Origin of the sequence: Nostoc sp. (assembly GCF_036917095.1) — a bacterium.
In the GTDB taxonomy this organism is placed as follows: domain Bacteria; phylum Cyanobacteriota; class Cyanobacteriia; order Cyanobacteriales; family Nostocaceae; genus Nostoc.
This window is the reverse complement of sequence record NZ_JBALFH010000041.1, coordinates 212,769-229,923: the sequence shown is the minus strand read 5'-3', so window position 1 is coordinate 229,923 and position 17,155 is coordinate 212,769. Positions and strand designations below refer to the sequence as shown.

Here is a 17,155-nt window from a genome sequence, read left to right as displayed (position 1 = left end):
TATTTGCCGCTTAAGGAATTGTTATTACCTTTGTGCTGCTTCATATGTAAATCACAGAATAACTGTCTTTACCTTATATATTTTATTAACCAATTATTATAGCATATTTTTGATATCTATCAGATAGCCTTGATTCAATTTACAAAAAGGATGCAGTTAGAATGCTTGGATTATCTAGCTTTTGTTTGTAATTTTGCGGAAAGTCTGACCGGAGGAAACCTGTGCTTATAAATTTCCAAAGCGAATTTTTCGTATTCGTATGAGATATTTTTGTTACTCCTGGTAATTGATATGTCAAACAATCTAACTTAAAATTTAAGAAAGTTTTAATAACTGATTAGAAGCAAGTGGCATCTCAAAGAGCATTATTCTCAAGCAAGAAGTTCAAAACTTCGCAACTTCAAATCTTTCTAGCTGATAGTCTGACTATTTTTTGGGGAGATTGGTTAGATTTACGTGTCAGAATCCTACCAATTGCTGCATCAGGCTTAATATCCCCACTGATATATATTTTAGCTTTTGGCTTGGGTTTGGGTAGTTCCATCAAACCCGGCTCAGGGATTAGTGGTAACTATAACAACTATTTAGAATTTATATTACCGGGGATGGTGGCGCTATCGTCAATGACAGTTAGCTTTGCTGGAACGACATTTTCGATTTGTGGAGACAGACTATTTACCAAAACCTTCGAGGAATTGTTGTTAACTCCTATACATCCCTTAGCTTTGTATATCGGAAAAATGCTGGCGGGAGTAGTGCGGGGGTTAATGACATCCGGTTCCGTGATTTTGGTAGCGGTGCTGTTGACTGGAAACTGGAATTTTCTCAACCCACTGTTTTTACTGTTGGTGGTGCTAAATTGTGCTGTATTTGCTGGGTTAGGGGTGATTGTGGGGTTGAGTGTGCGATCGCTCGAATCAGTTGGACTCTACAACAACTTTATAATTATCCCCATGTCGTTTTTAGGAGCAACCTTCTTTGACCCTGGTACATTACCAGCTGCCCTCAAAGTCGTAGTTTACCTGTTACCGTTAACCTACGCCAGCATCGGACTGCGTGCAGCAGCTCATTTACCCTTGTCTCAGTTTCCTTGGTACAGCATACCGATTTTGCTGGTAGTTGCGATCGCTCTTTCTTTATGGGGTGCTTATAAATTCGCTCACCAACAAGATTAAAGCTTTCATTACAACCTGTGCTTTAACTGTTGAATTTTGTGTAAAACTTTTTCCCGATGCTGCGTAAGCTTTATCCATCGGGGCAAGCGACTGGCAAGACTGCCATTGTGCCAGCCTAATGTATTATCTGGCAAGCGTTCTCGCAACCTCGATCGAACATAGCTTTCTAAAAAATTCAAATGTGCTTCATTATACGCCCATAGCACCTGACCGCAACAGGAGGTTTGTAGCCACAGGGGCAAGCCAAAAAAATGGTCTAATATTCCATAGCTAGAATTGTTTTGCCACAGTAGCAATGCGGCTTTTCGCTTCCCATCCTTTGGCTGTTGTTTTGTATAGCTACAGTGCTGACAGGTAATTCTTTTGATTGAACTAAGACTTGATTGCTCAGATTTTACAGTCAATATTTTGGCAGGGCAATCGCACTGTGGACAACGAACTAAAATTTCCTCCTCAAAATCAGAAAGCCGTTTGCCATAGTCTCTAAACCTTATAACCATTCCAGATACCCACTCATATCGTTTCTGGAACAAATTCCAGAATGAATTTATGCCGATCCGCCCTGCTACAACATCTGACGTACCCGCAGTTTTACCAATGGTTGCCAAAATTTGTGCTTTGCATGAGTCTTGGGATTCTGCCAAGTATGGTTTTCTGCCGAATCCAGAACAGCGTTATGAAAAATGGTTGATGCGTTTGGCAAATAGCGATGGCTTTGCCGACGCTTCCCGCGATCGCAGTGTATTTTTAGTATCCGAAAATGAAGGGCAACTTGTAGCTTTTCTGGTGGCAACAGTTGAGCGCGAAATACCAATTTATCGGTTACAGGAATTTGCTTTTATTCATGATATCTGGGTCGAGCCGGAATATCGCCAAAACGGTATTGCGCGGCAGATGGTGATGCTAAGTATTGAACGCTTTCATCAAATGGGCATCAAGCAAATTCGTCTAGATACAGCAATTGCTAACGAGACTTCACGGCGGTTATTTGCATCTTGTGGTTTTCGAGCCACCATTACTGAAATGCTGATTGAATTGAGTCATTAGTCATGAGCAAATGACTAATGACTAATAACAAAGGACTAACTAGCTAACAGAGTTTTTTCTAGAGAAGTCCAACGGAAAGCGCGATCGCCACCCCTCTCAATGACTACTCTCACTCGTGGTTCTAGCTGAGGCAAATTCGTTAAATACTCAAGTTCCTGGTTGGAAAGAATATGCCCTTCAATAATCCACAACACCAGCCCCTTAGACTTTGGTGGAAGCTGTTCGAGATGAGAATTGATAATTGGCGGCAGATAGTACACATAACCTACTGCCGCACCGCTACCACTACTTTTTTTACCAAGATGAGGAGGTCTGACTCCATGAATTCTGGTAAGATACGTAGCTACGTCGCCCAGTCCTTTAGCGGTAATGTGAAGGGTGGTATAGCCAGCTGCGCGTAGTCGGCGCTGATATCGACCTTCATAACCTCCTTCCAGAGGTACATACACTCCAAGAGCGCCAAATTTTTCCAGATCGCGGATTAAACCGTTGCCAGTGGTAATTAGTGCCATAGATTTTCGTCTTATCCCACTTAGATATCTCTATTATTTACCCTGAATCGAGAGATTAAGTTAAAGCATTTTCTTTGGGCATGGGACATTGAGAAGAGGCAGAGAGGAAAGAGGTAATTTTTTATTCTCCCCCTTGCGCCCTGCCCCCTGCTCCCCTGCTTCTTCCCCACACCCCAAAAATAGCTCTATAAACTACTGGACAAACATAAATAAATAATTTATATTATTAGATTGTGACCAAACACGCAAATTAGGCTGCCTTCTTACTGCCATTCTGAGGTAGTGTTAGCATCAGAAACTGATGACTCAATCCAAATTGGATAATCTAACTCAGATTGCTCGTAGACTGGTAAACTAAGAAAGCTTTCAGGTCAATATGGAGCTTATGGAGGAAGAATCAAAGCCAATCCAAAGCTCCAGAGGACATTTACTCCTGTGCCTCTGAAAAAGCAGGCAAAATCTTAAACAATAGTTTAAGGTGTTTAAGGAAGTAAAACTGAGCAGCAATGTTGGTTTCATGGCATTACGTCAGTCTCAGTTAACGGATACTGAGTGGTAAAAACCGCTTAAGTCCAACTGCAACACGGCAGTAGCCAAACTCCGGGAAGCCGTCTTCTGGGCGTCTAAAAATCGGAAAACCCGCTGACAGCGCTGCCTCCAGAAAGTGCCAGAGCAATTGCTTGGACGAAAGCATTGCTGCACACAGCTTAAAGCTGTAGCGCCTTGCATTGATTCCAGAAGTTACTCCTTCCCAATCGGAAGGGACTTGTGCCTGTTCTAGCGATCTAGTGAGTGAAGCTAAACAGATTCACCAAGCAGTACGGACACGGTTTGTTGTGTCCGAAAGCATTTGGAGCGGTTTATTTAAACCATTCCAAATTTCGCAGGCTAACCCAGCCTAAACTGATGCGTACAAAACGTGTCCTCTAGAGTCCAATTCCAAGGCCAGCAAGTAGAAAGGAGAACCAGTTACTGTGTCTGTAGGTATTCTCGGCACCAAGCTGGGCATGACCCAAATATTTGACGAAGCAGGAGTAGCTATTCCTGTTACTGTCATTCAAGCAGGGCCATGCACCGTTACACAAGTTAAAACGAAACAAACCGACGGTTACTTTGCCATTCAAGTTGGTTTTCGCGAAGTTAAACCAAAGGCACTGAATAGACCACTACTGGGCCATTTGGCTAAATCATCTGCCCCAGCATTGCGTCACCTAAATGAATATCACACCGAAAGTTCTAGTGATTATGCTTTAGGTCAACAGATTAAAGCAGATATTTTTAGTGCGGGTCAAATTGTCGATGTAGTCGGCACAAGCATCGGTCGCGGTTTTGCAGGAAACCAGAAGCGCAACAACTTTGGTCGTGGTCCCATGTCACACGGTTCCAAAAACCACAGAGCGCCAGGTTCTATTGGTGCTGGTACAACACCAGGCCGTGTTTATCCAGGTAAGCGGATGGCAGGGCGTTTAGGTGGTAAACGCATCACAATCCGTAAGCTGACCATAGTGCGAGTTGATGCAGAACGCAACATATTGCTAATTAAGGGAGCCATTCCTGGTAAACCGGGTGCTCTAGTAAGTATTTTGCCTGCAAAAATAGTGGGATAGTCAAAAGTCATTAGTCAAAAGTCATTAGTCAGTAGTCATTGGCTAAAGACAAATGGCATAAAGACAAATGACATATGACGCCACGTGCTTTACTTGGGGAGACCCCAAGACCGCAGTGGCTCACAAAGGACAAAGGACAAATAACAAAGATGGTTGAAAGCGTAGTTAAAAATTGGCAAGGAGAACAGGTCGGCGAGACGACCTTCGAGTTGCGCGTTGCCAAGGAAGAAACAGCGTCTCATATTGTGCACCGCGCCTTAGTACGGCAATTAACCAATGCTCGTCAAGGAAATGCTAGTACAAAAACTCGTGCTGAAGTTAGAGGCGGTGGCCGTAAACCTTGGAGACAAAAAGGTACTGGTCGCGCTCGTGCAGGGTCTATTCGTTCACCACTGTGGCGTGGTGGTGGTGTGATCTTTGGGCCAAAGCCCAGAGACTTCGACCTAAAGTTGAACCGCAAAGAGCGACGTTTAGCACTGCGGACAGCATTTGTCGGTCGTATTGACGACTTAATCGTAGTAGAAGAATTTAGCACCGAGCTATCTCGCCCGAAGACAAAAGACTTAGTGGCAGCACTTGCTCGTTGGGGAGTAGTGCCAGAAAGCAAGGCACTGTTGATTTTGTCTCAAATTGCGGATACAGATAATGTTTATTTGTCAGCCCGCAACATTGAAAATTTAAAACTAATTGCAGCCGACCAGTTAAATGTTTTTGATTTACTGCACGCTGACAAAATTGTAGTTACGGCATCAGCCCTAGAAAAAATTCAGGAGGTCTACAGTGCCTAGCTTTGACCCCCGCGACCTTGCCGACTTAGTACGTCGCCCAATAGTCACCGAAAAGGCGACTATCTTGATGGAGCAAAATAAGTATACCTTTGAAGTAATTCCAAAGGCATCTAAGCCAGAAATCAAGGCTGCGATCGAAGACTTGTTTCAAGTCAAGGTTGTAAAAGTCAACACCACCCTACCACCGCGTAAAAAGCGGCGCGTTGGTAAATTTATTGGTTATAAACCCCAATATAAGCGAGCCATTGTCACCGTCGCACCTGGGGATGAAGACAAGATTAGACAAGTTCTATTCCCAGAAGTCTAGGAATTTTAGATTGTAGATTTTAGATTTTAGATTGAGTAGTTTACTCAATAAGTCCTAAAAATGGTCGCAATTAGTTAAACACTCATTAAATCCAAAATCCAAAATTCAAAATCCAAAATTAAGTAAATCCAAAATCCAAAATCCAAAATAGATTATGGGTACTCGTTCTTATCGCCCTTATACCCCCAGCACTCGCCAAGTTACAATATCTGACTTTGCGGAAATTACCAGAACCGAGCCAGAGAAATCCCTAACAACCTCGAAGCATCGCGCCAAAGGTCGGAATAATCACGGGCGAATTACTAGTCGTCGCCGGGGTGGCGGACACAAACAACTTTACCGGATCATCGATTTTAAAAGGGATAAACATAATATTCCTGCCAAAGTCGCAGCGATTGAATACGATCCTAACCGCAATGCCCGAATCGCCCTTTTGTATTACCAAGATGGCGAAAAACGATACATCCTTCACCCCAACGGGTTGAAAGTTGGAACAATAATTATTTCTGGGCCTGAAGCTCCCTTTGAAGATGGTAATGCGTTACCGCTCTCGAAGATTCCCTTGGGTACTAGTGTTCACAACGTAGAACTGACCCCTGGTAAAGGTGGTCAAATTGTGCGTGCTGCTGGTGCTAGCGCTCAAGTTGTGGCAAAAGAAGGTAATTATGTAACTCTCAAGTTGCCTTCAGGAGAAGTTCGCTTGATTCGACGCGAGTCCTACGCCACCATTGGGCAAGTAGGCAACACCGATGCGAGAAACCTGAGTGCAGGTAAAGCCGGACGAAATCGCTGGAAAGGTCGCCGTCCTAAGGTTAGAGGAAGCGTCATGAACCCAGTGGATCACCCACATGGTGGTGGTGAAGGTAGGGCACCTATCGGTAGATCTGGGCCTGTTACACCTTGGGGTAAACCCACATTGGGTGCGAAGACACGCAATCGCAAGAAACTTAGCAGCAAATTGATTATACGTCGTCGCCGGAAGTCTTCTAAACGCGGTCGCGGTGGTCGTGAGTCATAGAATTTTAGATTTTAGATTTTGGATTTTAGATTGGGGTCTACTTGTGAACATTGAAAATTTGTGAAACCTGATTAGATACCTAATTATCCAAAATCCGAAATTCTAAATCCTAAATCCTAAATCCTAAATCCAAAATTGAACTATGGGTCGTTCTCTAAAAAAAGGTCCTTTCGTTGCAGACCATCTCCTAAAGAAAATTGAAAAGCTCAACGACAACAACAGAAAAGAAGTTATTAAAACTTGGTCGCGAGCTTCGACGATTTTGCCCCTAATGGTAGGTCATACCATAGCTGTTCACAATGGACGCCAACACGTTCCAGTTTTTGTAAATGAACAGATGGTAGGACACAAGTTGGGAGAATTTGCTCCGACACGCACCTACAGGGGTCATGGAAAAAGCGACAAAAAAGCAGGTAGGTAGTTATTAGTCGTGAAGTCATTAGTCATTAGCTAAAGACAAGTGACAAATGACCAATGACAAATGACAAAATTGGAGAAAATTATGGCTACTAATACTACTGAAGTAAAAGCGATCGCTCGTTTTATCCGCATCTCGGCCTACAAAGTGCGTCGCGTACTCGATCAAATTCGCGGGCGATCGTACCGAGAAGCGCTAATTATTCTGGAATTCATGCCCTATCGCGCCACTGAACCCATATTGAAGGTTCTCAGAAGCGCTGCTGCCAATGCCGAACACAACGCTGGGTTAGATCGGACTCAACTAGTGATTACTCAGGCATATGCCGATCAAGGGCCGCCATTAAAGCGGTTCCAGCCAAGGGCGCAAGGTCGAGCTTACCAAATTCGCAAGCCGACGTGTCATATTACTGTGGCTGTTGCAGCCGCCCCAGAAAAATAAGCACGTTTACAGGAATAAATTGCGTAAAGTAAGAAATTTTAGAGGAAGCATTTGTGGGACAAAAGATTCATCCAGTTGGTTTTCGCCTGGGTATTACACATGAACATCAATCCCGTTGGTTTGCTGTTCCCGATCGCTATCCAGAACTTCTACAAGAAGACCACAAACTTCGTCAATATATAGAACAAAAGCTGGGTAGACTCGCTCAAAATAACGCCGGAATTTCCGAGGTGCGAATTGAGCGCAAAGCTGACCAAATCGACTTAGAAGTACGTACAGCTAGACCAGGCGTAGTTGTGGGTCGTGGTGGGCAAGGCATCGAATCCTTACGCACCGGACTCCAAGGACTGTTGGGCAGTAATCGCCAAATTCGCATTAACGTAGTTGAAGTTCAACGAGTTGATGCTGATGCCTACCTCATTGCCGAATACATTGCTCAACAATTGGAACGCCGGGTTTCTTTTCGGCGGGTAGTGCGGCAATCAATTCAGCGTGCCCAACGTGCTGGCGTCCAAGGTATTAAAATCCAAGTTAGCGGTCGCCTCAACGGTGCAGAAATTGCCCGGACAGAGTGGACTCGTGAAGGTAGAGTACCTTTACATACCTTACGGGCTGACATTGACTACTCTTATTGCACAGCAAAAACTGTTTACGGCATTTTGGGTATCAAAGTATGGGTGTTTAAGGGAGAAATTATTCCTGGACAGGAACCAGATCCATTACCACCAGCAAACCGCGATCGCGAACGTGACCCCCGCGATCGCGATCGCGAACCCCGTCGCCGTCAACAACAACGTCGTCGCCAGCAATTTGAAGACCGCTCAAATGAAGGATAAATCGTCATTAGTCATTAGTCATTAGTTATTAGTAAATGGCAGATGACAAATGACAAATGATAAATGACAAATGACAAGTGACAAACCATGTTAAGCCCTAGAAGAACTAAATTCCGCAAACAACAGCGCGGACGGATGGAGGGACTAGCCACCCGTGGTAGCACCCTCAACTTCGGTGATTTTGCACTCCAAGCACAAGAACCAGCTTGGATTACCTCCCGGCAAATCGAGGCTTCTCGTCGGGCAATGACCCGTTATATTCGTCGGGGTGGACAAATCTGGATTCGGATTTTTCCTGATAAACCTGTAACCATGCGTCCTGCTGAAACCCGGATGGGTTCCGGTAAAGGTAATCCAGAGTTTTGGGTAGCTGTAGTCAAGCCAGGGCGGATTTTGTTTGAAATCGGTGGGGTTTCTGAAGAAATCGCTCGTGAAGCGATGCGTTTGGCTTCATTTAAACTGCCCATCAAAACTAAGTTTATTGTGCGCTCTCAACCACAGGAGCAGGAGTAGCTTATGCCTCTTCCCAAAATTTCAGAAGCTAGAGAATTAAGCGACGAAAAACTTTCTGAAGAAATTGTCGCGATCAAAAGACAACTATTTCAGTTGCGCTTGCAAAAAGCTACAAGACAATTAGAAAAGCCCCACCAGTTCAGACAGACTCGACACCGCCTAGCCCAATTGCTGACGCTAGAGACAGAACGCAAACGGGCAGCAAGTCAATCGGCTAAAGAAGAAAAGTAGGAGATTATGGCAGTTAAAGAACGAGTTGGCTTGGTAGTGAGCGATAAAATGCAAAAAACTGTGGTAGTCGCCATAGAAAACCGCGCTCCTCACCCCAAGTACGGCAAGATTGTGGTTAACACCCAACGATATAAAGTTCACGACGAAGAAAATAAGTGTAAAGTAGGCGATCGCGTTCGCATTCAGGAAACTAGACCCCTGAGTAAAACCAAGCGCTGGAAAATCACAGAAGTCCTGAACGTTAAACCTGCTTAAACCTCATCGTTGTTAGTTTTTAACAACATTACAAGGGAGAATAATTGTGATTCAACCCCAGACTTACCTGAATGTCGCAGATAACAGCGGCGCCCGTAAACTAATGTGCATCCGCATCTTAGGCGGAGGCAACCGCCGTTATGGCGGCATCGGCGATAAGATTATCGCTGTTGTCAAAGATGCTACACCCAACATGGCTGTAAAAAAGTCTGATGTCGTGGAAGCAGTAATTGTCCGGACTCGGAAAGCTGTAAGTCGTGACAGCGGCATGAGCATTCGCTTTGATGATAACGCCGCCGTGATCATCAACAAAGACGGTAATCCCAGAGGCACACGGGTTTTTGGCCCAGTTGCTCGGGAATTGCGCGATAAAAACTTTACCAAAATTGTTTCTCTGGCTCCGGAGGTGCTTTAATGGCAACCAAACAGGGTACGCCCAAAGTATTCCACAAAATGCACGTCAAAACTGGCGACACCGTACAAGTGATTGCTGGCAAAGACAAAGGAAAAGTTGGTGAAATTATCCAGGCACTTCCCCAACTGAGTAAAGTTATTGTCAAAGGTGTAAACATTAAAACTAAGCACGTCAAACCCCAGCAAGAAGGGGAATCAGGGCGGATTGTCACCCAAGAATTCCCGATTCATAGCTCTAACGTGATGCTTTATTCCACGAAGCAAAACGTTGCCAGTCGTGTTTGTTATACCTTTACCTCAGAAGGCAAGAAAGTCAGAAAACTCAAGAAAACTGGCGAGATTCTGGATAAATAAGAATTAGCCAACTTGAAATTTTAGATTTTAAATTTAATCCAAAATCTAAAATCCCAAATTAAAGGTTCCCTGACCAAGCCCAGGGATATCAGGACAAAAAAACTATGGCGACAACAAGACTCAAAAGCTTATATCAAGAGACAATCGTCCCCAAACTGATTAATCAGTTTCAATATACCAACGTTCATCAAGTACCGAAGTTGGTCAAGGTTACGATTAACCGAGGTTTGGGTGAAGCAGCTCAAAATGCGAAGTCTCTAGAGGCATCCATCAACGAAATTGCCTTGGTAACAGGTCAAAAACCAGTGGTGACACGGGCGAAAAAGGCGATCGCTGGCTTTAAGATTCGTCAAGGGATGCCTGTGGGGATCATGGTGACTCTCAGAGCCGAACGGATGTATGCCTTTTTCGACAGACTAGTTAGCCTGTCACTACCCAGAATTCGAGATTTTCGTGGCGTTAGCCCTAAAAGCTTTGACGGACGCGGCAACTACACTCTGGGTGTCAGAGAACAGCTAATTTTTCCAGAAGTCGAATACGACAGCATCGATCAAGTGCGTGGGATGGATATTTCCATTATCACCACAGCAAAAAACGACGAAGAGGGACGCGCCTTACTTAAAGAATTAGGAATGCCCTTTCGCGATCAATAAGTTCATCTATAGAGGGAACGATGGCGGCTAACGACACAATTGCAGATATGCTGACGCGCATCCGCAATGCCAACCTGGCGCGGCATCAAACTACACAAGTGCCAGCGACAAAATTGACCCGGAGCATTGCCAAAGTGCTACGGGAGGAAGGCTTTATTGCTGAAATCGAAGAAGCAGAAGAAGGGGTAAAACGCAATCTGGTGATTTCCCTGAAATACAAGGGTAAAAACCGTCAGCCTCTGATCACCGCCTTAAAGCGGGTAAGTAAGCCTGGCTTGCGTGTTTATTCAAATCGAAAAGAATTACCAAGGGTACTAGGCGGCATTGGCATTGCCATTATTTCTACATCCAGTGGCATTATGACTGACCGCGAAGCGCGGCGTCAGAACTTGGGTGGCGAAGTGCTTTGTTACGTTTGGTAGTCATTGGTCATTAGTCATTTGTGATTTGTCATTAATGAAAGACAAAGGACAAAAGGCAAAGGACAAATAACAAAGGACAAAAAGTCATGTCTCGTATTGGTAAACGTCCAATTACTATTCCCGCCAAAGTTCAAGTGGCGATCGATGGTACGAATATTGTGGTGAAAGGCCCGAAAGGAGAACTTTCTCGCACTCTCACACCTAATGTTTCACTCTCTCAAGAGGGAGACATATTACAGGTAAATCGTCGGGATGAAACTCGTACCTCAAAGCAACTGCACGGCTTGAGCCGCACTTTAGTTGCCAACATGGTCGAGGGAGTTTCTCAAGGTTTTCAGCGCCGTTTGGAAATTCAAGGTGTTGGTTACCGCGCACAACTTCAAGGGCGTAACCTACTTTTAAATATGGGTTACAGCCATCAGGTGCAAATTGAACCACCAGAAGGAATTCAGTTTGCAGTAGAAGGTACCACTAACGTTATTGTCAGTGGCTATGACAAAGAAATCGTAGGTAACACAGCCGCAAAAATTCGCGCCGTTCGTCCACCAGAACCTTACAAAGGTAAAGGCATTCGCTATGCCGGTGAAGTGGTCAGACGGAAAGCTGGTAAGACTGGTAAGGGTGGTAAGAAGTAGAAATGAAACTTACTCGTAGAGAATCAAAAAACCGTCGTCATCGGCGCGTTCGTGGCAAAGTTATTGGCTCCCCAGAACGTCCGCGTTTAGCGGTATTTCGTTCTAATGAGCATATTTATGCCCAGATAATTGATGATACTCAGCATCAAACCATCGTGGCAGCATCGACTGTAGAACCAGAGTTGAAATCTAGTTTAGCGTCATGTGCAAACCGCGACGCATCAGTGCAAGTTGGGAAGTTGATCGCAGTGCGATCGCTAGAAAAAGGTATCACCAAAGTAGTCTTCGATCGCGGTGGTAACTTATATCATGGTCGTGTCAAAGCACTAGCTGATGCAGCACGCGAGGCTGGTTTAGATTTCTAAAGTCATTGGTCATTAGTCATTGGTCATTAGTTATTGGACAAATGACAAAGGACAAATGACAAAAGACAAATGACAACTGACAACTGACGTTCACCAGAGCATAAATTATGGCAACAGAGCGTAAAAGTAGAACAAAGCGTGCCAAAAAAGAAGAAACTACTTGGCAAGAGCGGGTTATCCAAATCCGACGCGTAAGTAAAGTGGTCAAAGGTGGTAAAAAACTCAGCTTCCGAGCGATCGTTGTCGTTGGTAACGAACGCGGTCAGGTTGGAGTTGGAGTAGGCAAAGCTTCAGATGTAATAGGTGCCGTCAAAAAAGGCGTAGCCGACGGCAAAAAACACCTCATCGATATTCCAATCACCAAATCCAACTCCATCCCCCATCCTATTGATGGTGTCGGTGGCGGTGCGAAGGTGATGATGCGCCCAGCCTCACCTGGTACTGGGGTAATTGCGGGTGGTGCTGTGCGGACTGTGTTGGAATTGGCAGGAGTTCGTAACGTCTTAGCCAAGCAACTAGGCTCCAACAATCCGCTCAATAATGCTAGAGCCGCAGTCAATGCCTTATCTACACTGCGTACCCTTTCTGAAGTCGCCGAAGATCGCGGTATTCCTATTCAAAATCTCTACATCTAATTTAGTCATTAGTCATTAGTCATTAGTCATTAGTGAATAACAAAGGACAAATGACAAATGACAAAAGACAAATGACAAACGACAAATGAGAACTTGATAAATTATGAGACTCCATGATGTTAAGCCGCAAAAAGGCTCAAAGAAACGCAAGAAGCGTGTAGCCAGAGGTATTTCTGCTGGTCAAGGCGCTAGTGCTGGTTTAGGTATGCGGGGTCAAAAATCTCGTTCTGGTAGTGGAACCCGGCCAGGTTTTGAAGGTGGTCAACAGCCATTGTACCGTCGGTTACCTAAACTGAAGGGCTTTCCGATTGTCAATCAGAAGATTTACACTACGATTAATGTAGAGAAGCTAGCCTCCCTTCCCGCTAATACAGAAGTAACTTTGACCTCCTTGAAAGCCGCAGGTATCCTGACTGCTGTCAAAGGGCCATTGAAAATTTTAGGTAACGGGGAATTGAGCATTCCGCTGAAAGTACAAGCGGCAGCTTTCACAGGTTCAGCTCGTAGCAAAATTGAGGCAGCTGGTGGTAGTTGTGAAGTCTTATGAGTGAGCCGGAACAGCGCACTTAAATGCAAGCCAACTCGCTGCCAGTGCTTGGTTCACTATAAAGGTAGCACTCTATGATCAGTCGAGATAAAGCCCCAACGGCTCAAGAAACTTTTATGCAGATGGCACAGGCAGCTGGCCTCAGAGGTAGGCTGCTTGTCACCGTCGGTATTTTAATTTTGGTTCGCCTGGGCATCTTCTTACCCGTCCCAGGGATTGATAGACCGAAATTTGCCGAAGCCATATCAGGCAATAATTCCATCTTCGGTTTATTGGATATATTTTCTGGGCGAGGACTTTCGACTTTAGGAGTCTTTGCTTTAGGAATTTTACCCTTCATTAATGCGTCCATTATCATCCAATTGCTCACGGCGGCAATTCCAACTTTAGAAAATTTACAGAAAAATGAAGGCGAAGCAGGCCGGCGAAAAATATCGCAAATTACCCGCTATGTAACTGTAGGTTGGGCGATTCTTCAAAGTACAGCTTTTTCGGCGTTATTCCTCCAGCAATTTGCCTTAAAGCCAGGGCCTATCTTCGTAGCTGAAACTGCGATCGCTCTGACTGCTGGTTCTATGTTCGTAATGTGGGCATCAGAACTAATTACAGAACGTGGGATTGGAAATGGCGCATCATTATTGATTTTTGTCAATATTGTCGCTTCATTACCGAAAGCTTTAGGCGATACTATCGATTTGGTGCAAGTCGGCGGTCGGGAAACAGTTGGTCGCGTCATAGTACTGATCTTAGTTTTCCTGGCAACCATTGTTGGGATTGTGGTTGTGCAGGAAGGAATGCGCCGCATCCCAATTATTTCGGCTCGTCGCCAAGTAGGTCGTCGAGTTTTGGCGGAGCAACGTAGCTTTTTACCCTTGCGACTAAATCAAGGCGGCGTAATGCCAATTATTTTTGCCGCAGCCATCCTAAGTTTGCCACTGCTGATTGCCAATTTCGCCAAGAATGCTGAATTGGCAAATATAATTAACACTTATCTCAGTCCAAGCGGTTCTGGCTCTTGGGTCTATGCCTTGGTGTACATGATTTCTATCATTTTCTTCAGCTACTTCTATTCTTCGTTGATTCTCAACCCGGTAGATGTAGCGCAGAACTTGAAGAAAATGGGTTCTAGTATTCCTGGCATTCGTCCTGGTAAGGCAACTAGCGAGTATATCGAACGCGTATCAAACCGACTCACTTTTTTGGGTGCGATCTTTTTGGGGCTGGTTGCTATTATCCCAACCGGTGTAGAAAGAGCTTTAGGAGTACCTACGTTCAAGGGGTTGGGTGCTACATCTTTGTTAATCTTAGTCGGCGTGGCAATTGATACTGCAAGACAAATACAAACTTACGTGATATCTCAGCGCTATGAAGGAATGGTGAAACAATAGTGACGCGACTAATCTTCTTGGGACCACCTGGAGCTGGTAAAGGAACACAAGCTCAAACCTTGGCTGAACACTTGAATATTCCCCATGTTTCTACAGGTGAAATATTGAGGCAAGCCATGAAAGAGCAGACTCATTTGGGAATCAAGGCTCAAAACTATGTAAATAGCGGTGAGTTAGTACCCGATCAGCTAGTGCAGGACTTGGTACAGGAGCGCCTCAACCAACCAGATGCAGAAAAGGGTTGGATTCTTGATGGTTTTCCCCGCAAAGTGACGCAAGCCGCTTTTCTAGAAGAATTGCTGGAAACAATACATCAAAGTGGTGAAAGGGTAGTCAATCTAGATGCACCAGATGAAGTTGTGATCGCACGTTTGCTATCTAGAGGACGAAAAGATGATACCGAAGAGGTGATTCGTCGTCGGTTAGAAGTGTACCGCGCTGAAACTGCACCCTTAATTGATTATTATCGCGATCGCCAAAAACTTTTAACAGTAAATGGCAATCAGTCCCAAGAAGATGTCACTGGTGAACTGCAAAAGGTAATCGCTTGATGATTATGGAGATTATAGAGATGAGAAGGACGAGGGAGATAAAGTAATATTTTCTTCCCTGCTCCCTCATCTCCCCCATTTCCCCCTATCAAGAAACAGAGCAATTTTAGCTAAGATATATTAATAAACTGTTGATATATTTCTTAAAGTGTGTTCTCTTGCAGATTAAGTGCTGCAACTGAACACGAAATTGTTGAGTTGAGGAAAAAACAAATTGTCTAAGCAAGATTTGATTGAAATGGAAGGCACGGTTACAGAGTCCTTGCCCAATGCGATGTTTCGCGTTGACTTGGACAATGGCTTTAACGTGCTGGCACATATTTCCGGCAAGATTCGCCGAAATTATATCAAGATTTTGCCCGGCGATCGCGTCAAGGTGGAGTTAACTCCCTACGACTTGACCAAAGGCAGAATTACCTATCGCTTGCGTAAGAAGTAAATGCAAGTAAAATCTTTATCGGAGGTAAGTAAATTATTGACTAAGCCAGAAGCCATTCAAATGGAAGGCAGCGTTACAGAGTTATTACCTCGTGACAGCTTTCTAGTTAAAAGGGATGATGGCTCAATCTTAAAAAATGCTCAGAAGTTCCGAGTTCAATTAGACAATGGAGATTTCGTCTTGGCATATCTTCCGGTGAACCGTCAATATACCAAGATTTTACGTGGCGATCGCGTCAAGGTGGAGTTAACTCCCTACGACTTGACTAAAGGCAGAATCACCTATCGATTACGAAAGAAGTAAGTATATGTAGAGAATCTTACCATAAAACAATTTTTTTGACTGTTTACTAGTCACTTAACTGGATTAATTTCCCTAGAAATGCTATAATTTTATATTTGGAGTCAAAGAATAAAAGGCATGAAAGTTAGAGCCTCAGTCAAGAAAATTTGTGAAAAGTGTAACGTGATCAAACGTCGTGGTCGCGTCATGGTGATTTGCGTGAACCCCAAGCACAAACAACGTCAAGGATAATGCTCTTACCAACAGAGCTAGTTGCAGGACGCATATCATCATTAAAACGAAAAGACGCGATTAATCGCGTTTTTCCAACCAACAGTAATTGCGAGAACAATAGGGAGAGTTCATTGTGGCACGTATTGCCGGAGTAGACCTTCCACGCGATAAGCGCGTCGAGATCGGTCTAACTTACATCTATGGAATTGGATTATCACGCTCTCAAGAAATTATAGCGGCAACTGGTGTGAACCCAGACACCCGCGTTAAGGACTTAAGTGATGCCGATGTGACAGCCCTGAGAGGGGAAATAGAAAGCAACTACCAAGTTGAAGGCGACTTGCGGCGCTTGGAGTCTTTGAACATCAAGCGCTTAGTTGACATTGGTACCTACAGAGGCCGTCGTCATCGTATGGGCTTACCAGTCAGAGGACAAAGAACTCGCACCAATGCCAGAACCCGTCGAGGAAGAAGGCAGACAGTGGCTGGGAAGAAGAAGGCTCCAGGGAAATAATTTTGCAACGCTTGCTAATCAGAGCAAGTTTTACCTTAAATCAACTAAACAAGTATGGCGAGACAACCAACTAAAAAATCCGGGAGCAAGAAGCAGAAACGGAATGTACCCAATGGGATGGCCTACATCCAGTCTACTTTCAACAATAGCATTGTCACCATTACCGATCAAAATGGAGATGTCATCTCCTGGGCTAGTGCTGGTTCTAGCGGTTTTAAGGGAGCAAAAAAGGGAACTCCCTTTGCAGCACAAACCGCCGCTGAAAGTGCAGCCCGTCGAGCCATCGATCAAGGAATGCGCCAAATTGAGGTAATGGTCAGTGGCCCAGGAGCAGGTAGAGAAACCGCTATCCGGGCACTTCAAGGAGCAGGGCTGGAAATTACGCTCATTCGGGATATTACCCCGATTCCTCACAATGGTTGTCGTCCACCCAAGCGCCGTCGAGTTTAAACACCAAGACTTGGGCAGTGAGGACGAAAAGTTACAACCAAAGTAAGTAAAGTTACTTAAAACAATCGCTTGGGCGTCTAACGTGCAAACGGTCATTGAGTAAAAGCTTGGTCAACCAGAAGCG

General features: G+C 44.6%; 30 protein-coding genes. 27 read left to right on the top strand and 3 right to left on the bottom strand.

The window, feature by feature from the left end:
- Positions 1-347 precede the first annotated feature (347 nt).
- Positions 348-1,175, top strand: a complete 828-nt coding sequence (locus V7L01_RS23200) for an ABC transporter permease (RefSeq protein WP_335038820.1) — start codon at positions 348-350, stop codon at positions 1,173-1,175.
- 8 nt (positions 1,176-1,183) lie between these two features.
- On the opposite strand, the gene V7L01_RS23195 is transcribed toward V7L01_RS23200, so the two are convergent.
- Positions 1,184-1,675, bottom strand: coding sequence for a hypothetical protein (locus tag V7L01_RS23195; protein WP_335038819.1), 492 nt, complete (start codon positions 1,673-1,675; stop codon positions 1,184-1,186).
- A gap of 49 nt (positions 1,676-1,724) precedes the next feature.
- Between V7L01_RS23195 and V7L01_RS23190 the strand changes: the two genes are divergently transcribed.
- Positions 1,725-2,222: a GNAT family N-acetyltransferase gene (locus V7L01_RS23190; protein ID WP_335038817.1), complete on the top strand. Its 498-nt coding sequence runs from the start codon at positions 1,725-1,727 to the stop codon at positions 2,220-2,222.
- Positions 2,223-2,257: 35 nt separating this feature from the next.
- On the opposite strand, the gene V7L01_RS23185 is transcribed toward V7L01_RS23190, so the two are convergent.
- Complete coding sequence (locus V7L01_RS23185) at positions 2,258-2,734, bottom strand: NAD(P)H-quinone oxidoreductase subunit N (RefSeq protein ID WP_335038815.1); 477 nt, start codon at positions 2,732-2,734, stop codon at positions 2,258-2,260.
- 538 nt (positions 2,735-3,272) lie between these two features.
- Positions 3,273-3,428, bottom strand: coding sequence for a hypothetical protein (locus tag V7L01_RS23180; RefSeq protein WP_335038813.1), 156 nt, complete (start codon positions 3,426-3,428; stop codon positions 3,273-3,275).
- A gap of 280 nt (positions 3,429-3,708) precedes the next feature.
- On the opposite strand from V7L01_RS23180, the gene rplC reads away from it, so the two are divergent.
- From rplC to rpsK, 25 genes are all read left to right on the top strand, one after another.
- Entirely contained in the window at positions 3,709-4,341 is a 633-nt protein-coding gene (gene rplC / locus V7L01_RS23175) for a 50S ribosomal protein L3 (protein ID WP_335038811.1), read from the top strand.
- Positions 4,342-4,490: 149 nt separating this feature from the next.
- Positions 4,491-5,129, top strand: coding sequence for a 50S ribosomal protein L4 (gene rplD, locus V7L01_RS23170; protein WP_335038809.1), 639 nt, complete (start codon positions 4,491-4,493; stop codon positions 5,127-5,129).
- Positions 5,122-5,436 carry a 50S ribosomal protein L23 gene (locus V7L01_RS23165; protein WP_069070779.1) on the top strand — a complete coding sequence of 105 codons (315 nt, stop codon included), beginning with the start codon at positions 5,122-5,124 and terminating at the stop codon, positions 5,434-5,436. Before rplD ends, V7L01_RS23165 begins: the two co-directional genes overlap by 8 nt.
- Before the next feature lie 154 nt (positions 5,437-5,590).
- Positions 5,591-6,454 carry a 50S ribosomal protein L2 gene (gene rplB / locus V7L01_RS23160; RefSeq protein WP_335038807.1) on the top strand — a complete coding sequence of 288 codons (864 nt, stop codon included), beginning with the start codon at positions 5,591-5,593 and terminating at the stop codon, positions 6,452-6,454.
- A gap of 142 nt (positions 6,455-6,596) precedes the next feature.
- Positions 6,597-6,875: a 30S ribosomal protein S19 gene (gene rpsS / locus V7L01_RS23155; RefSeq protein WP_012410721.1), complete on the top strand. Its 279-nt coding sequence runs from the start codon at positions 6,597-6,599 to the stop codon at positions 6,873-6,875.
- Positions 6,876-6,956: 81 nt separating this feature from the next.
- The gene (gene rplV, locus V7L01_RS23150) at positions 6,957-7,313 is read left to right on the top strand and encodes a 50S ribosomal protein L22 (protein ID WP_069070777.1); all 357 of its coding nucleotides are present in this window, start codon (positions 6,957-6,959) and stop codon (positions 7,311-7,313) included.
- Between the two features lie 53 nt (positions 7,314-7,366).
- Entirely contained in the window at positions 7,367-8,149 is a 783-nt protein-coding gene (gene rpsC, locus V7L01_RS23145; protein WP_335038806.1) for a 30S ribosomal protein S3, read from the top strand.
- Positions 8,150-8,236: 87 nt separating this feature from the next.
- The gene (rplP, locus tag V7L01_RS23140; RefSeq protein WP_012410718.1) at positions 8,237-8,662 is read left to right on the top strand and encodes a 50S ribosomal protein L16; all 426 of its coding nucleotides are present in this window, start codon (positions 8,237-8,239) and stop codon (positions 8,660-8,662) included.
- 3 nt (positions 8,663-8,665) lie between these two features.
- Positions 8,666-8,893, top strand: a complete 228-nt coding sequence (gene rpmC / locus V7L01_RS23135; protein ID WP_322717806.1) for a 50S ribosomal protein L29 — start codon at positions 8,666-8,668, stop codon at positions 8,891-8,893.
- Between the two features lie 6 nt (positions 8,894-8,899).
- A complete protein-coding gene (rpsQ, locus tag V7L01_RS23130; RefSeq protein WP_094328457.1) occupies positions 8,900-9,148 on the top strand; it encodes a 30S ribosomal protein S17 in 249 nt (82 codons plus the stop codon).
- Positions 9,149-9,194: 46 nt separating this feature from the next.
- Complete coding sequence (gene rplN / locus V7L01_RS23125; RefSeq protein WP_334690016.1) at positions 9,195-9,563, top strand: 50S ribosomal protein L14; 369 nt, start codon at positions 9,195-9,197, stop codon at positions 9,561-9,563.
- A complete protein-coding gene (gene rplX, locus V7L01_RS23120) occupies positions 9,563-9,916 on the top strand; it encodes a 50S ribosomal protein L24 (RefSeq protein WP_109011925.1) in 354 nt (117 codons plus the stop codon). The genes rplN and rplX overlap by 1 nt, the downstream gene beginning before the upstream one ends.
- 104 nt (positions 9,917-10,020) lie before the next feature.
- On the top strand, positions 10,021-10,569 hold the full coding sequence (rplE, locus tag V7L01_RS23115) for a 50S ribosomal protein L5 (protein WP_118167585.1): 549 nt from the start codon (positions 10,021-10,023) through the stop codon (positions 10,567-10,569).
- Between the two features lie 20 nt (positions 10,570-10,589).
- A complete protein-coding gene (gene rpsH / locus V7L01_RS23110) occupies positions 10,590-10,991 on the top strand; it encodes a 30S ribosomal protein S8 (RefSeq protein WP_094349096.1) in 402 nt (133 codons plus the stop codon).
- Between the two features lie 86 nt (positions 10,992-11,077).
- Positions 11,078-11,626 carry a 50S ribosomal protein L6 gene (gene rplF / locus V7L01_RS23105; RefSeq protein WP_335038804.1) on the top strand — a complete coding sequence of 183 codons (549 nt, stop codon included), beginning with the start codon at positions 11,078-11,080 and terminating at the stop codon, positions 11,624-11,626.
- Positions 11,627-11,628: 2 nt separating this feature from the next.
- Positions 11,629-11,991 (top strand): 50S ribosomal protein L18, encoded by a 363-nt coding sequence (gene rplR, locus V7L01_RS23100; RefSeq protein WP_099101131.1) that lies wholly within the window; start codon positions 11,629-11,631, stop codon positions 11,989-11,991.
- Between the two features lie 107 nt (positions 11,992-12,098).
- Entirely contained in the window at positions 12,099-12,626 is a 528-nt protein-coding gene (gene rpsE, locus V7L01_RS23095; RefSeq protein WP_094349099.1) for a 30S ribosomal protein S5, read from the top strand.
- A gap of 103 nt (positions 12,627-12,729) precedes the next feature.
- Positions 12,730-13,173 (top strand): 50S ribosomal protein L15, encoded by a 444-nt coding sequence (gene rplO / locus V7L01_RS23090; protein WP_104906408.1) that lies wholly within the window; start codon positions 12,730-12,732, stop codon positions 13,171-13,173.
- Between the two features lie 74 nt (positions 13,174-13,247).
- Complete coding sequence (gene secY / locus V7L01_RS23085; RefSeq protein WP_335038802.1) at positions 13,248-14,561, top strand: preprotein translocase subunit SecY; 1,314 nt, start codon at positions 13,248-13,250, stop codon at positions 14,559-14,561.
- Positions 14,561-15,112, top strand: coding sequence for an adenylate kinase (locus tag V7L01_RS23080; RefSeq protein ID WP_335038800.1), 552 nt, complete (start codon positions 14,561-14,563; stop codon positions 15,110-15,112). Before secY ends, V7L01_RS23080 begins: the two co-directional genes overlap by 1 nt.
- Before the next feature lie 214 nt (positions 15,113-15,326).
- Positions 15,327-15,551 carry a translation initiation factor IF-1 gene (gene infA, locus V7L01_RS23075; RefSeq protein ID WP_006276978.1) on the top strand — a complete coding sequence of 75 codons (225 nt, stop codon included), beginning with the start codon at positions 15,327-15,329 and terminating at the stop codon, positions 15,549-15,551.
- 36 nt (positions 15,552-15,587) lie between these two features.
- Positions 15,588-15,854, top strand: coding sequence for a translation initiation factor IF-1 (infA, locus tag V7L01_RS23070; RefSeq protein WP_334840418.1), 267 nt, complete (start codon positions 15,588-15,590; stop codon positions 15,852-15,854).
- 117 nt (positions 15,855-15,971) lie between these two features.
- Entirely contained in the window at positions 15,972-16,085 is a 114-nt protein-coding gene (gene rpmJ, locus V7L01_RS23065) for a 50S ribosomal protein L36 (protein ID WP_015129703.1), read from the top strand.
- 115 nt (positions 16,086-16,200) lie between these two features.
- Positions 16,201-16,581 (top strand): 30S ribosomal protein S13, encoded by a 381-nt coding sequence (gene rpsM / locus V7L01_RS23060; RefSeq protein ID WP_069070762.1) that lies wholly within the window; start codon positions 16,201-16,203, stop codon positions 16,579-16,581.
- A 54-nt stretch (positions 16,582-16,635) separates the two neighbouring features.
- Positions 16,636-17,031, top strand: coding sequence for a 30S ribosomal protein S11 (gene rpsK, locus V7L01_RS23055; RefSeq protein ID WP_010998331.1), 396 nt, complete (start codon positions 16,636-16,638; stop codon positions 17,029-17,031).
- The last annotated feature ends 124 nt before the right edge of the window (positions 17,032-17,155 follow it).